15 protein-coding genes and 1 tRNA gene are annotated in these 13,896 nt (G+C 61.4%); 8 read left to right on the forward strand and 8 right to left on the reverse strand.

Features of this window, described 5'->3' with window-relative positions; all coding sequences use genetic code 11:
• Positions 1-35: 35 nt before the first annotated feature.
• The 5 genes from ABRP86_RS05595 to ABRP86_RS05615 all read left to right on the forward strand — a co-directional run bounded on the left by ABRP86_RS05595 (position 36) and on the right by ABRP86_RS05615 (position 1,858).
• Positions 36-338, forward strand: a complete 303-nt coding sequence (locus ABRP86_RS05595) for a DUF2871 family protein (protein ID WP_349863052.1) — start codon at positions 36-38, stop codon at positions 336-338.
• A 2-nt stretch (positions 339-340) separates the two neighbouring features.
• Complete coding sequence (locus tag ABRP86_RS05600) at positions 341-583, forward strand: hypothetical protein (RefSeq protein WP_349862955.1); 243 nt, start codon at positions 341-343, stop codon at positions 581-583.
• 38 nt (positions 584-621) lie between these two features.
• Positions 622-855 (forward strand): MFS transporter, encoded by a 234-nt coding sequence (locus ABRP86_RS05605; RefSeq protein ID WP_349862956.1) that lies wholly within the window; start codon positions 622-624, stop codon positions 853-855.
• Positions 856-1,059: 204 nt separating this feature from the next.
• Complete coding sequence (locus ABRP86_RS05610) at positions 1,060-1,569, forward strand: MFS transporter (protein ID WP_349862958.1); 510 nt, start codon at positions 1,060-1,062, stop codon at positions 1,567-1,569.
• Complete coding sequence (locus ABRP86_RS05615; RefSeq protein ID WP_349862960.1) at positions 1,529-1,858, forward strand: hypothetical protein; 330 nt, start codon at positions 1,529-1,531, stop codon at positions 1,856-1,858. The genes ABRP86_RS05610 and ABRP86_RS05615 overlap by 41 nt, the downstream gene beginning before the upstream one ends.
• A gap of 11 nt (positions 1,859-1,869) precedes the next feature.
• Here ABRP86_RS05615 and ABRP86_RS05620 read toward each other — a convergent pair whose 3' ends face one another.
• The 7 genes from ABRP86_RS05620 to ABRP86_RS05650 form a co-directional block, all read right to left on the reverse strand.
• On the reverse strand, positions 1,870-2,199 hold the full coding sequence (locus tag ABRP86_RS05620) for a malonyl-CoA-ACP transacylase (protein ID WP_349862961.1): 330 nt from the start codon (positions 2,197-2,199) through the stop codon (positions 1,870-1,872).
• A gap of 220 nt (positions 2,200-2,419) precedes the next feature.
• Positions 2,420-3,022, reverse strand: a complete 603-nt coding sequence (locus ABRP86_RS05625; protein ID WP_349862962.1) for a DJ-1/PfpI family protein — start codon at positions 3,020-3,022, stop codon at positions 2,420-2,422.
• Between the two features lie 112 nt (positions 3,023-3,134).
• A tRNA-Arg gene (locus ABRP86_RS05630) sits at positions 3,135-3,210 on the reverse strand.
• A gap of 118 nt (positions 3,211-3,328) precedes the next feature.
• Positions 3,329-3,610, reverse strand: a complete 282-nt coding sequence (locus tag ABRP86_RS05635) for a glutaredoxin domain-containing protein (protein ID WP_005279878.1) — start codon at positions 3,608-3,610, stop codon at positions 3,329-3,331.
• Complete coding sequence (locus ABRP86_RS05640; RefSeq protein WP_284641629.1) at positions 3,610-4,140, reverse strand: dihydrofolate reductase; 531 nt, start codon at positions 4,138-4,140, stop codon at positions 3,610-3,612. Before ABRP86_RS05640 ends, ABRP86_RS05635 begins: the two co-directional genes overlap by 1 nt.
• The gene (locus ABRP86_RS05645) at positions 4,140-4,946 is read right to left on the reverse strand and encodes a thymidylate synthase (protein ID WP_349863054.1); all 807 of its coding nucleotides are present in this window, start codon (positions 4,944-4,946) and stop codon (positions 4,140-4,142) included. Before ABRP86_RS05645 ends, ABRP86_RS05640 begins: the two co-directional genes overlap by 1 nt.
• Before the next feature lies 1 nt (position 4,947).
• The gene (locus tag ABRP86_RS05650) at positions 4,948-5,706 is read right to left on the reverse strand and encodes a 3'(2'),5'-bisphosphate nucleotidase CysQ (protein WP_349862964.1); all 759 of its coding nucleotides are present in this window, start codon (positions 5,704-5,706) and stop codon (positions 4,948-4,950) included.
• Between the two features lie 35 nt (positions 5,707-5,741).
• On the opposite strand from ABRP86_RS05650, the gene ABRP86_RS05655 reads away from it, so the two are divergent.
• From ABRP86_RS05655 to ABRP86_RS05665, 3 genes are all read left to right on the forward strand, one after another.
• On the forward strand, positions 5,742-10,664 hold the full coding sequence (locus ABRP86_RS05655; protein WP_349862966.1) for an Lhr family ATP-dependent helicase: 4,923 nt from the start codon (positions 5,742-5,744) through the stop codon (positions 10,662-10,664).
• Between the two features lie 71 nt (positions 10,665-10,735).
• A complete protein-coding gene (locus ABRP86_RS05660) occupies positions 10,736-11,542 on the forward strand; it encodes a DNA-formamidopyrimidine glycosylase family protein (RefSeq protein ID WP_349862967.1) in 807 nt (268 codons plus the stop codon).
• A 35-nt stretch (positions 11,543-11,577) separates the two neighbouring features.
• On the forward strand, positions 11,578-12,003 hold the full coding sequence (locus ABRP86_RS05665; RefSeq protein WP_023025916.1) for a YccF domain-containing protein: 426 nt from the start codon (positions 11,578-11,580) through the stop codon (positions 12,001-12,003).
• 207 nt (positions 12,004-12,210) lie between these two features.
• Here the strand turns inward: ABRP86_RS05665 and pgi are convergent, their stop codons facing one another.
• The gene (pgi, locus tag ABRP86_RS05670) at positions 12,211-13,848 is read right to left on the reverse strand and encodes a glucose-6-phosphate isomerase (protein ID WP_349862969.1); all 1,638 of its coding nucleotides are present in this window, start codon (positions 13,846-13,848) and stop codon (positions 12,211-12,213) included.
• Positions 13,849-13,896 lie beyond the last annotated feature (48 nt).

Raw genomic sequence — 13,896 nt, forward strand, 5'->3', positions numbered from 1 at the left:
GAAGCCGAGACTTCAGCTATACTAGCTAAAGTCGCATAGTTAACCCCCGATGTGTCCACTTTCCGGGGGTCGGGCCCGTCTTCGCACTCTCGCGGCACCGGCAGCTATTCAACTCGTTCTTCTGGCTGTACAACGTAGGCGTGGTGCTCACCGTCGGCATGCAAATTTCGCACGGCATATTGACGGTGCTGGGCAAGGAATCCAATGAGATGATTTCCGGCATCGCAGGTTTGGGTCACATCTTCATCACGGTGGGCCTGACGGTCTTCCTCGTGAATTTGGGCCGGGCCATCAAGGAGCCAGATGACGGTAGCACCAAAGCTTCGGTGAACGCCTAACTATGAGCGAGTACAGCGCACAAGAAAACGTCACGGCGCCTACTCGCCGCGATTGGATTAGCCTGGCGGTCCTTTCCGTCGGACTGGGCATCATCGTTCTTGATGGCACCATCGTCGGCGTGGCATTGCCATCGATCATCACTGACCTGCAGCTCAACCTGACGCAGGCGCAGTGGGTCAACAGCCTCTATGCGGTTTTGTTGGCGGCGCTGCTGCTGTCGACGGGCAAGATTGTTGATACCTAGGTCTGCAAGCGCGCCTTCCTGCGGTCCTAACAATATTTGTGGGCGGCAGTGTATTGGCGGGATTTTCTACCTCCACCGCCACTCTGATCTCCGCGCGCGCCGTGCGGGCAATCGGTGCTGCGTTCATCATGCCATCGACGCTTTCCGCGGTTAATGCCGTATTCCGTGGAAAGTATCGTGCAGCAGCGTTTGGCGTGTGGGGTGCGGTGATTTCGGGTGCGGCAGCGGTCGGGCCGCTTGCCGGTGGTGCGCTGACGGAGTGGGTGTCCTAGTCTTTGCGATTATCGAGGGCCCGCCCTAGGCTGGTGGGAGCCCCAAATCCTCATTCAGTTTCTTTGGCTGGACGTGGTCAGAAAATGCGGCTATTTCACCGGTGCCGGTGGCGCTCGCGATTTCAGCCGTGGGCTTCACGCTGTTTATCCGGTGGGAAAAGCACCGCGAGCGGGGGGCACCGCTCGGCGCTGTTGGACCTTGGATTGTTTTCTTATTCCACGTTCTCGTGGGGCAATATCACCGCTGGTGCGGTAGCTATCGGCGAGTTCGCCATCATCTTCGTGCTGCCGCTGTACCTGATTAATGCGTTGGACCTCAGCACGATGTCGGCGGGCCTTGTGCTTGCAGCCATGGCAATCGGTGTATTCTTCTCCGGTGCGGCAGCCCGCCGCGTCGCGGCGCGTTTCGGGGCGCCTGGCACCGTGCTTATCGGGCTCGGCTTGGAAGTCGTCGGTGTTCTTATCCTCGTCCTGTTTATGGGGCCAGATACGAATGGTTGGATCATCGCCGCGCCGCTGACCTTGTATGGCTTGGGCCTTGGATTCGCCTCGGCGCAGCTGACCGGCACGGTGCTGCGGGATATTCCCGTCGAGGATTCCGGGCAAGCCTCTGCAACGCAGAGCACCGTGCGCCAGATTGGTTCTTCGCTGGGTACGGCGGTCTGGTTCGGTCTTGTCGGCTGCGCTAGCGATTACGCTGCCGAAGGCGCTTGACGATGCCGCAATCACCGGCACCAGCGCCGACAGCATTGCCGAAGCAACCCGGCAATCCGCAGGCTCGAGCATTGCGCAGCTGCGTGAACAGGGCGGGAACGGCCCGTTCGGTGAGCAGACTGGGGCAGTGGTGCAGGCCTTAAGTGAAGGCCTGACCGACGCCGCGCAGTGGTCGCTCGTTGCCGCTACCGCCTTCCTTGCGCTGGGCTTTATCGGTGCACTTCGGGTGCGCAGTGCTGCAGCACAGAACGGCAACGAAACAGAGGATAAAGCCTCTGCTAGGCAGTAGAGGCAGACGGTTTAGAGAACTGCAGTGACCTCATAACCCTTCTCAGTGAGCAACTTGGACACGGCTTCAAATGTTGCCCTATCGCTATCCGGGTTGTAGGTTTCGGGGTCCAAAGCGATATGCGCAAATTCTCCGTCGTAGCGCACAGTAATGAATTCGTAGCCGGCTTGGTCTTGGGCATCATCGATAAGCGCCTGCACGTCAGAAGTATCGCTATCAGGAGTAGCCGTGGCCGCGTGTTCTTGGTGCTGGGCTGCGGGGGACGCTTCTGCGGTTGGAGTGCTGGGGCCGGTTAAACCAGTGCTTGCAGCCAATAGCCCGGTAAGAATAGTGGTAATCATCTGTGAGTACCTTTCTGTACGGCGGATGGTGTGAGTGAGCGTGGTGTAAAACACTCGCTCACCTGCAAAATTAACGGTAGTAACTTTAGCTTAACTTTGGATCAGCTCAAAAATATGCAGCCTTGGTTTACGCTCAATAGTTTAAGGACTGAGGGGCCTGACCCCTCGATGTCTCCACTTCCCGGGGTCAGGCTCTATTGAGTTCGTTTGCTGTTAAAACTTAGACTGAAAACGGATCATTATTAGGATCGTTGTTGACGATGAGCTCAATATGATTGGTGATAGAGGATGCTGTTTCTTCACCGAAGAAGTGAGTAATGAAGGCCACCGCCATATCAATTCCTGCCGCCACACCGGATGATGTCCAGAGATTGCCGTCGTGGACCCATCGAGCTTGCTTTTTCCATTCAATTTTCTGGCCGTGCGTCCTAACCCAGTCGAACGCGTTTTTATTGGTGGTAGCGGTGTGGTTTTCTAATAAGCCCGCAGCGGCGAGTAGTGCCGACCCAGTACAAACTGAGGTGATGATGTCTGCCGAGCTTGCAAGGGCGGCTAGCTGGCGGAGGAATTCTGGATCTTGAACAAGTGAGCGTGTACCGCGTCCTCCTGGCACAAGCAGAGTATCTCCAGAGAAAGATTCAAAACGCATTGTCGGAACTATGCGTACGCCTTGAGCGCTGCTTACCGGGGTGTCATGTTTTGACAGATAGTTGACTTCAAGTCCTGGTGTATTTGCAAGTACTTCTGCGGGGCCAAAAACATCGAGTAACTCGAACCCGTCAAAAAGTACGATGCCAATGTTGTGCGGACGCGTCTGGCTCATGACTAAACCGTATCAAAAACAATTTCGACGCCCTTAGTATTTTGATACTCGGGGTCAATAAGGAGAAGCGTGGAAAATTTACCCCTCTGATGCAGGTCAGAGGGGTACAAAATGGTGCCCCAGAGAAGATTCGAACTTCCGACACCGGCTTTAGGAGAGCCGTGCTCTATCCCCTGAGCTACTGGGGCGGGGATGTTGCTCATGCAACTTGGATCATCATAGCAGTGGGGCGCGAGTGCGCCCCAAAAGGCTGCGTGCGCGGCAATTTGTATAGATCGGGCGAGCAAGCAGCCTTAGCTATGAGATTTAGGCGCCTGCCAACTCTTCCTGCTTGTTGCGCACGGAGGATGCGGGCGGGTTGGTCTCGTGGGTGCCGTCGGAATACAAGACGGTGGGGATGATGCGGTTGCCGTCGTTGACGGACTTGATCCACTCGTTGATGTCGTCGGCGTTATCGCCTTCTACGTCCACGAGCTCGTATGGGGTTTCGGTGCGGTCCAAGTTCTTGATGAGCTTGGCGCAAAATGGGCACCAGTCGGCGTAGAAGATGGTGACATCGGCGTTGGTTTCGGGTGCTTGTACAGTCATTAGGCTGCGTCCTTTCTATCGTAAGTTAAAAAGCGGTACTTCATGGGTAGCTCGCTGGCCGGCTGCTCGGGAAGCTCTAAATGCCCTTTGTCAGAGGTAAGCCAATCCGTGCTGTAGGCCAAGCCAAACGTATCGGGGATATCCGGGGCAAAGACGGCATCCTCGCCATAGATATCGCCGATGTTTACGCCCATGAGAGTGACCTCGATGCGGTCCACCTGGTCCAAGGCGGCGGTGTAGATTTGGCCGCCGCCGATGACCCAGGCATCGGCAAGCGCGGGCATCGTCCTGCCCACCGTAGCACCAGCTGACCACGTACCGGGCGCGCGCGAGGAGAGCACGTAATTCTCCCGGCCGGGCAGGGGGCGGAACTTGGGGTTGAGGGATTCCCAAGTCTTGCGGCCCATGATGACCGGCGCGCCCATGGTGACGTCCTTGAAGTGCTTGAGGTCCTCCGGCACGTGCCAGGGCATCTGCGCGCCATCGCCGATGATGCCGTCCAGGGACTGCGCCCAGATCGCGCCGAGCATTAGACCGACACCTGCGCCTTGATGGCCGGGTGCGGGTCGTAGCCTTGCACCTCAAAATCGGCGAAGTCATAGGAGAAGAGGTCCTTCGCCTTGTTGAGTTTAAGCTGCGGGTACTCGCGCGGCTCGCGGGACAGCTGCTGCTGTACCTGCTCTACGTGGTTGTTGTAGATATGGCAATCGCCGCCGGTCCAGATGAGATCGCCCACCTTGAGGCTAGCCTGCTGGGCAAACATGTGGGTCAGCGCCGCATAGGAGGCAATATTGAAGGGCACGCCCAGGAACATATCCGCCGAGCGCTGGTAGACCTGTAGCGACAGCGTGTCATTGGCCACGTAGAGCTGGAAGAGCAGGTGGCAAGGCATAAGCGCCATCTGGTCGAGCTCAGATACATTCCACGCGGAGACCAGGTTGCGGCGCGAGTCCGGGTTGTTCTTTAGAGTATCGAGCGCCTGCTGAATTTGGTCGATGTGGCTCCCATCCGGGGTGGGCCAGGAGCGCCACTGCACACCGTAGACCGGGCCCAAATCGCCATTCTCATCGGCCCACTCGTTCCAAATGCGCACGTTATTATCCTGCAGGAATTTCACATTGGAATCACCGCGCAGGAACCACAGCAGCTCGCCAATGATTCCGCGAAAGTAGACTTTCTTCGTGGTTAGCAGAGGGAAGGATTCCGCCAAATTATAGCGCAGCTGCGCGCCGAAAATGGAGCGCGTGCCGGTGCCGGTGCGATCGCCTTTGGCCGTGCCTTCTTCGAGGACGCGGCGGAGGAGATCCTCATAAGGAGTCTCAATCATAGGCACCAGTTTAGAAGCCGCCATTCTCCTCGGCAAAGGCCGCTGCGTGCTCTAGAATCTCGTCTTTGAGCTCGGGGCGGCAGATGAGCAGATCGGGGATGAAGGTGTCCTCGTTATTGAAGGTAATGGGGCTGCCATCGAGGCGGGAGCAGTGCAGGCCGGCTGCCATGGCAACGCCGACCGGGGCGGCCTGGTCCCATTCGTATTGGCCGCCGGCGTGAATATAACCGTCATAATCACCAAGCAACACGTGCATGGCCTTAGCACCGGCAGAGCCTATGCCCTCGGTCTCGTAACCCATCTTTTCTGCGATATAGCCGGCCACCTTGGGCGGGCGATTGCGGGAGATGACGAATTTCTTGGATAGCGGGCCGGCAACGGCGCGCACATCAGAGGACTTAAAGGTCACTCCGTAGTCCGGCAGGCCCACCGCGGCGTGGACTGGGGTGCCATCCTCAACGAGGGCGATGTGTACCGCCCAGTCCTGGCGGCCGGTGGCAAATTCCTTGGTGCCGTCAAGCGGGTCCACGATCCAAACGCGCTTCTTTTTTAGCCGGGCGAGATCATCGGAGGCCTCCTCAGAGAGCACGCCATCGCCGGGCCGGTGCTGTTCTAATACGCGAGCGATCCATTCTTGGGCGGCGTCATCGCCGGCATCGCCAAGCGAAAGGCCCCGCAGCAGGCCACCATTGCGCACGCCCTTTAAAATCTCGCCGCAGCCTTGGGCGAGCGAATTGGTCAGGCGGGAATCAGAAATCTCGACGGTCATGGTGCCCACATTACAACGGGGACTAGAGTGTGGTCATGCCAGAAAACATCCTTGAGCGCTTTCGCCCCCAAGTGGCGCGGTGGTTCCAGGACGTTTTTGCCGCTCCCACCGCGGTACAGGCCCAGGCCTGGGACAAGATTTCCCGCGGTGACCACGCACTGATGGTTGCCCCCACGGGTTCTGGTAAGACGCTCGCGGCGTTTTTATGGGCGCTGAATAACCTGGTGGAACGCGAAGGACAACTGGCCCTGCCGGTAGGAAACGCCGCAGGCTCCGCCACCGGCGTGCGGGTGCTGTATATCTCGCCGCTAAAAGCGCTGGGCGTGGACGTGGAAAACAACCTGCGGGCGCCGCTGACCGGCATTGCGCGCACCGCGGAAAAGCTGGGTCTGGAGGCGCCGAATATTTCCGTAGGCGTGCGTTCGGGCGATACGCCCTCGGCAGAGCGCTCGCGGCAAGTACGCAAGCCGCCGGATATCCTCATTACCACCCCGGAATCGGCGTATTTGATGCTTACCTCGAAGGCGGCGGGGATTTTGAAAACCGTCGATACCGTCATCATCGATGAAATCCACGCGCTGGCCGGCACCAAGCGCGGCGCCCATCTCGCCCTGACCCTGGAGCGCCTGCAAGAAATTGCGGGGGATTTTCAACGCATTGGGCTTTCTGCCACGGTGCGCCCGCTTTCGGCCGTCTCGGATTTCTTGGGCGGCAACCGCCCGGTGGAAATCGTGGCGCCGGAAGCGCACAAGAAGTGGGACTTGGATGTGCGCGTGCCGGTAGAGGATATGTCGGATCTCCCCACGCCGGAGGCGGGCTCGACCATTGGGGAGCTCACCGTCGATGATGCCATCGGTATTACCGGTGGGCCGGAAGGCAGCGGGGACGGCATGGAAGACTTCGGCGGGGAAGAAGATACCGCGCTGCCCACCGCGAATTCCATCTGGCCGTTTATTACCCAGGACCTTTATGCGGATATTATGGCGCATCGCTCCACGCTGGTCTTTGTAAATTCGCGGCGCAGCGCTGAGCGCCTGACCAGCCGGCTTAACGAGCTTTACGCGCAGGAATACGACCCGGATTCGCTCTCACCGGAAACCCGGCGCGATCCCGCCCAGCTGATGGCGCACTCTCATGTTGCGGGCAAAGCGCCGGCGGTCATCGCGCGGGCGCACCACGGCTCGGTGTCCAAGGACGAGCGCGCCATGACGGAAACGATGCTGAAGGAAGGCACGCTTAAGGCCGTGGTGGCCACGAGCTCGCTGGAGTTGGGCATCGATATGGGCGCGGTGGATTTGGTGGTGCAGGTGGAATCGCCGCCCTCGGTGGCCTCGGGCCTGCAGCGCGTGGGCCGCGCCGGGCACCATGTGGGAGCGGTATCACACGGCGCGTTTTATCCCAAGCACCGCGCGGACCTGGTGCAATCCACGCTGACGGTTGCGCGCATGCGCGGCGGGATGATTGAGAAGATGCATACCCCGCGCAACCCACTGGATGTGCTCGCGCAGCAGACCGTGGCGGCGGTAGCCGCAGCGGGCGAGGAGGGCTTAAGCGCGGATGACTGGTATGACATCGTCAAGCGCAGCCACCCCTACCGCGAGCTGGCCCGTGAGGTCTATGATTCCGTGATCGACCTGGTCAGTGGCGTTTACCCATCCACGGATTTCGCGGAGCTAAAACCCCGCGTGGTGTATGACCGCGTATCAGGCGTGATGACCCCGCGCCCGGGGGCGCAGCGCGTGGCCGTGACCAGTGGTGGCACCATCCCGGATAGGGGAATGTTTGGTGTCTTCCTCTATAGCGGTGGGGAGTCCGGGAAGGCCCCGCGCCGGGTGGGCGAGCTTGATGAGGAGATGGTCTACGAATCCCGCGTGGGCGATGTCTTTACCCTGGGCGCGACCAGCTGGCGCATCGAGGAGATTACCCGCGATCAGGTTCTAGTTACGCCCGCGCCGGGGCATACGGGCCGGCTGCCGTTTTGGAATGGCGATGGCGCCGGGCGCCCCTATGAGCTGGGCCAGGCCTTGGGCGAGTACCGCCGTGAGGTGAATACGGACCCGGGCATTATCGCGGATGCTGATGACAATGCCCGCAGTAATATCTTGTCCTACCTGCGCGAACAGCAGGAGGCCACCGGCATTATTCCGGATGAAAAGACGCTCGTGCTCGAGCGCTTCAAGGATGAGCTGGGGGACTGGCGCGTGGTGCTGCACACGCCCTTTGGCCGGCCGGTCAACTCCGCCTGGGCCCTGGCGGTAGGCGCGCGCGTGGGGGAGCGCACCGGCATGGACCCGCAGGCGGTGGCCGGCGATGATGGCATCGTGCTGCGCCTGCCCGAGGGCGAGGCCGATCCCGATGGCACGATTTTTGCCTTCGACGCCGACGATATTGCCGATGTCGTGGCCGAGCAGGTGGGCAATTCCGCGCTTTTTGCCTCCCGCTTCCGCGAGTGCGCGGCCCGCGCGCTGCTTTTTCCCCGGCGCAATCCCGGCAAGCGCGCTCCGCTGTGGCAGCAGCGCCAGCGCGCCGAGCAGCTTTTGGATGTTGCCCGCAAGTACCCGTCCTTTCCCATCATTTTGGAAACGGTGCGCGAGTGCGTGCAGGATGTCTATGATGTCCCGGCACTGCAGGAGGTCATGCGCGATTTGGGGCACCGCCGCGTGCGCATTGCGGAGGTCACCACGGATCAACCATCGCCCTTTGCCTCGTCGCTGCTCTTTAATTACACCGGCGCCTTCATGTACGAGGGCGATTCCCCGCTGGCGGAAAAGCGGGCGGCGGCCCTTGCCCTTGACCCGGCGCTTTTGGCCAAGCTGCTCGGTACGGTGGAGCTGCGCGAGCTTTTGGATCCCGCGATCATCGATGAGGTCCATGCCCAGCTGCAGCGCACCGCTCCTTCGCGCCGGGCGCGCACCACCGAGGAGGTCGCGGATCTCCTGCGCGTGCTGGGCCCCATCCCGGTCGAGGAGTTGGGCGAGCATACGGATGTTCCCCTGGCCGCCCTGGATAACCTGGGCTCGCGGATTATGCGGGTGCGCATCGGCGGGCGCGAGCACCTTGCCCAGTCCCAGGATGCGGCGCTGCTTCGCGATGCCCTCGGTGTCCCTATTCCTCCCGGCATCCCCGCCCAGGTCGCCACGCTTGCCGATGCCCTCCCACAGCTCATCAGCCGCTGGGCGCGCACCCGCGGCCCGTTCGTGATCGCGGACTTAACCGCTGCCTTCGGCATTTCCATCTCCGCTGCACACACCACCCTGGCTGGCCTGGATTCGATCGTGGAGGGGCATTACCGGCAGGGTATCGAGGAGCAGGAGTACTGTGCCGCCGAGGTATTAAAGACCATTCGCTCGCGCTCGCTTGCGGCTGCGCGCGCGGATACCGAGCCGGTCTCTGGTGCCGCCTTCGCTCGCTTCCTCCCGGAATGGCATGGCATCGCGCCCGCCGGGAAGCGGCCCGCGCTGCGCGGAGCCGATGGAGTATTTTCTGCTATCGAACAGCTCGCCGGGGTACGCCTGCCGGCTTCTGCCTGGGAATCCATCATCCTGCCCGCCCGCGTGGGGGATTATTCGCCCCGCATGCTAGATGAGCTAACCGCCAATGGCGAGGTGATGATCCTCGGTGCCGGAAAGGCCGGGGCTGCCGATCCGTGGGTGATGCTGCTGCCTACCGATTACGCCGCCCAGCTCGCCCCCGAAACCGATCCGGAGGGCGTAAGCATGTTGCAGCGCGCCATTTTAAGCGTGCTCGAGCGCGGCGGCGGCTTCCTCTTTTCCGATATCGCCGCCGAGGTCCCCGGTACCGCCGAGGAAACCCGCGAGGCCCTCTGGGGCCTGGTGGAAATGGGCCTGGCCAGCCCGGATTCCTTCGCGCCCATCCGCACGCGCTTATCGTCAGGTGGAAGAGGGGCCTCCCGCGCTGGCCGCGGTTCTACCGCCCACCGCTCCAAACGGCGCCCCACGCGCTCGCGGCTGCGCATGGGCCGCACCTCGTTCGCCCAGACCCAAAATGCCAACGGAGGAGCCGGCCAGACCCCGCCCGATATGCTCGGCCGCTGGTCGCTGGCGGTGCCCGCTGCCCAGGATGCCACCTCGCGGTCCGTGGCACACGGCGAGGCCTGGCTGGATCGCTACGGTGTGGTCACCCGCGGTTCCGTGGTGGCAGAAGACGTTCTGGGCGGCTTCGCGCTGGCCTATAAGGTGCTTTCCGGCTTTGAGGAATCCGGCAAGGCCATGCGCGGCTATGTCATTGAGGATCTCGGCGCCGCGCAATTTTCCACCCCGGCCATTATCGATCGCCTCCGCGGCCTGGCGGATTCCCCCGATGTCACCGGCTGGCCGTCTGGCACCACCGATCCAGAAACCTTCGTGCTCGCCGCCGTGGATCCCGCTAATCCCTACGGTGCGGCGTTGCCGTGGCCGCAGCGCGACGATGCCGATGGCAAAGCCACCGGCGGGCCGGCCCGCTCCGCCGGGGCACTGGTCGTGCTGTGCGATGGCCTCCCCATCGCCCACCTCACCCGCGGCGGCAAGACCTTGACCACGTTCATCGACGCCCTGCCCGATGGAATCGAGACCACCGACGTCTACGCCCGCCTCCTGTCCGCGCTCGTAGAACTCATCGCCGCCGGGCACATGTCGCCCCTGGTGATTGAAAAGTGCAATGGCAACCCCATCCACCACACCCCAGCGGCTAATATCCTGCGCTCGCTCGGGGCAGGAATTACCCCAAAGGGCATACGCATTGCCGGGCAGGCTGCGCCGCCGCGTGAGCCGCGCGTTCCGCGCCGCGGGGCGCGGGACGGCTCACCGGAGGACTCACGCGATGACTCGCGTGGTGGCCTGCGCGGCGGCAGGCGTGCCTCCGAGGCCATCGAGGAGCTCAGCTTCGACGAGCCGCCCCCGCCTCCGCCACCCCGCAATTCCGGTGGCTTCCGCCCGCGCGGTGGATACCGTCGCTAGCGCTACACGCCCGCAGGTGTATTTTGGTGGAGCCACTGTGTCTGAGGCCCACGGAAGGAGGCCATCCCCCCATGCCCGAAGGCGATTCCGTCCTACAACTTTCGCGCCGCCTGCAGTTTATGACCGGGCGCGAGGTCACCGGCTGTTCCGTCCGCGTGCCGCAGCACGCTACCGTAAACCTCACCGGCACCATCTGTGAGCGCGTGTGGCCCTATGGCAAGCACCTCTTCGTGCAATTCGACCAGACCATCGTGCATACCCACCTAAAGATGGAGGGCACCTGGGCCATCCACTACGCCGGCGACCGCTGGCGCAAGCCCGGCCATAGCGCGCGCATCGTGCTGCAACTGGCTCATTCCCCGCGCGATATTGAACTCGTAGGCCACTGGTTGGGCTTTGTCGATATCTTCGACGCGGATCAATACTTTAGCCGCATCGCGCACTTTGGGCCGGATATCTTGGATCCCGACTGGGACCGCGAGGAGGCGCTGCGCCGTTTACGCGCGCGACCCGATCGGAGCATCGGCACGGCGCTTTTGGACCAGAAGGTCGTTGCGGGCATTGGCAATGAATACCGCGCCGAAATCTGCTTCCTCGCCGGCGTTCACCCGGCCACCCCGGTGGCAGAGGTGGATGTGGAACAGGTAGTGGACATCGGCAAGCGCATCATGTGGGCCAACCGCAACTCGCCCATCCGCGTGACCACCGGCGTGCGCCGCGCCGGGGAGACTACCTATGTTTTTGGGCGCAATCGCAAGCGCTGTCTGCGTTGCGGCACCATCATCCAGAAGGATTCCCTGGGCGGCGTTGATCGCGGTGGGGACGAGGGCGAATTAGAGCGCATCATCTGGTTCTGCCCGCACTGCCAGCCGCTCTAAGGTTTCTTTACGCTTTTCGCGCTAAGCTGGCGGGCATGCGATCACTACTAAATCTTGTATTCAATATCATCTGGCTACTCTCCGGCGGCATCGTTCTTGCGCTGGGCTACTTCCTCTTCGGCATCATCGCCTGCATCTTCATCGTGACGATTCCTGCGGGCGTTGCCTCGTTCCGCATGGGCCAGTTCGCCCTGTGGCCGTTCGGTCGCTCCGTGGTTGAACCACGCAAGGGTACCGGCGGAATGTCTGCCATCTCCAATGTCATCTGGTTCGTCATCGCTGGCCTGTGGCTGTCCATTGGCCACGTCGTTACCGCCGTTATCCAGGCGATTACCATCATCGGTATCCCCGTTGCCTGGGCCAACCTCAAGATGATTCCAGTGACCTGCTTCCCGTTCGGCCGCAAGGTTGTTAGCTCGAAGAACATCCCAGCCGGTTGGCAGCCGATGGTGAAGCTGTAAATTCACCTTGCCTGAAAGCGCCTGGCCCGAAGCGAAACGTCACTTCAGGGCGGGCGCTTTAGTGATCTGTGGTGCTTAGGCACGGACGCGTCCAAAACAACCGCGTTTGTCTCTTTTTGAGGGCAGATTTTTCAAGAACGCGGTTGTTTTGGACATTTTTGGAGCCCGTGCCCGGGGCGCTTGGGCCCGGGCATGCTCGGGCCGGAACTAACGGTTGGCGCGGTACCAGCCGATGAGCTTATCAGTGGACTGGTCGCCGGAATCAACCTCTTGGCTGCCGGAGACGGCAGGGGCCAAGTCATTGGCCTGCTGCTTGCCCAGCTCCACGCCCCACTGGTCGAAGGAGTTAATATCCCAGATGGTGCCCTGGGTAAAGACGATGTGCTCGTAGAACGCGATGAGCGCGCCCAGGGTGGAGGGAGTAAGTTCCTCGGCCATAATCGTGGTGGTGGGGCGGTTGCCCGGCATCACCTTGTGCGGCACGAGGCTTTTGTCAACGCCCTCAGCGGCGATTTCTTCGGCCGTCTTGCCAAAGGCCAGCACCTTGGTTTGGGCGAAGAAATTGCCCATGAGCAGGTCATGCATCGAGCCGGTGCCGTCCGCGGTGGGGAAGTCCTCCTTGGGGCGAGCAAAGCCGATGAAGTCCGCCGGGATGAGGCGGGTGCCTTGGTGCATGAGCTGGTAGAAGGCATGCTGGCCGTTGGTGCCCGGCTCGCCCCAGTAGATCTCGCCGGTATTTCCAGTGGTCACTGCGGTGCCATCGCGGCGCACGGACTTGCCGTTAGATTCCATCGTCAGCTGCTGCAGGTAGGCGGGAAAGCGGCCGAGGTCCTGCGAGTAGGGCAGGACAGCGTGGGTTTGGGCGCCAAAGAAATTGGTGTACCAGATGCCCAGCAGGCCCATGAGTACGGGCACATTGCGCTCTAGCGGGGTGGTGCGGAAGTGCTCATCCATAGCGTGGAAGCCTTCCAACAAGCGCATGAAGTCCATCGGGCCAATGGTGCACATCAAGGACAGGCCAATGGCGGAATCGAGGGAGTAGCGCCCGCCCACCCAATTCCAGAACGGAAACATGTTGTTCGTATCGATGCCGAATTTCTCCACCTGCTCCGCATTGGTGGATACGGCCACGAAGTGCTTAGCTACGGCGGATTCATCGCCATCGAATTGATCGATGAGCCAACGGCGGGCCGCGTGCGCATTGGTCAGGGTTTCCTGCGTAGTAAAGGACTTGGAGGAAACGATAAAGAGGGTGGAGCCGGCGTCGAGCCCGTCCAAGGTGGCGGCCATATCGGCAGGGTCCACGTTGGAGACGAACTCTGCGGAAATGCCGGCTACTTCATAGGAGCGAAGGGCCTGTGCGGCCATGGCTGGGCCGAGATCGGAACCGCCGATGCCGATATTGACCACCTTTTTGATGGTATGGCCCGTATGCCCCAACCAAGAGCCGGAGCGCAAGGCGGTAGCGAAATCGCGCATGCGTCCCAAGACCTCGTGGACATCGGCGGCGACATCTTGGCCATCGACGTGCAAGTCATCTTCTACCGGCAACCGCAGGGCGGTGTGCAGCACGGCGCGATCTTCGGTGTTGTTGAGATGCTCGCCTGCAAACATGGCATCGCGGCGGCCTTCCACATCGGCGGTGCGGGCTACCTCGACCAGATGCTGGAGGACTTCGTCATCGATGAGGTTTTTGGATAAATCCACGTGCAGGCCGGCGGCGTCGAAGGTGTAGTTCTCCGCGCGGTTTGCGTCTGCGGCGAAGAGTTCGCGAAGGCGCATGTCCTGCTTTTCTTCATAAACCTTGACCAGGTCTTTCCACTGGGACGATGCGGTGATATCCATGGCAATTGGCCTTTCTGGCGACGAGCGCATTGGCAATGTGTACCCCTC

It is taken from the genome of Corynebacterium sp. KPL3927 (assembly GCF_040225835.1).
Taxonomy (GTDB): Bacteria; Actinomycetota; Actinomycetes; order Mycobacteriales; family Mycobacteriaceae; genus Corynebacterium.

Excerpts from the sequence above, each read along its gene's own strand:
- ABRP86_RS05600 (WP_349862955.1), top strand. The coding sequence starts at position 341 with ATGAGCGAGTACAGCGCACAAGAAAACGTCACGGCGCCTACTCGCCGC.
- ABRP86_RS05620 (WP_349862961.1), bottom strand. The coding sequence starts at position 2,199 with ATGATTACCACTATTCTTACCGGGCTATTGGCTGCAAGCACTGGTTTA.
- ABRP86_RS05625 (WP_349862962.1), bottom strand. The coding sequence starts at position 3,022 with ATGAGCCAGACGCGTCCGCACAACATTGGCATCGTACTTTTTGACGGG.
- ABRP86_RS05635 (WP_005279878.1), bottom strand. The coding sequence starts at position 3,610 with ATGACTGTACAAGCACCCGAAACCAACGCCGATGTCACCATCTTCTAC.
- ABRP86_RS05640 (WP_284641629.1), bottom strand. The coding sequence starts at position 4,140 with ATGCTCGGCGCGATCTGGGCGCAGTCCCTGGACGGCATCATCGGCGAT.
- ABRP86_RS05650 (WP_349862964.1), bottom strand. The coding sequence starts at position 5,706 with ATGACCGTCGAGATTTCTGATTCCCGCCTGACCAATTCGCTCGCCCAA.
- ABRP86_RS05655 (WP_349862966.1), top strand. The coding sequence starts at position 5,742 with ATGCCAGAAAACATCCTTGAGCGCTTTCGCCCCCAAGTGGCGCGGTGG.
- ABRP86_RS05660 (WP_349862967.1), top strand. The coding sequence starts at position 10,736 with ATGCCCGAAGGCGATTCCGTCCTACAACTTTCGCGCCGCCTGCAGTTT.
- ABRP86_RS05665 (WP_023025916.1), top strand. The coding sequence starts at position 11,578 with ATGCGATCACTACTAAATCTTGTATTCAATATCATCTGGCTACTCTCC.
- pgi (WP_349862969.1), bottom strand. The coding sequence starts at position 13,848 with ATGGATATCACCGCATCGTCCCAGTGGAAAGACCTGGTCAAGGTTTAT.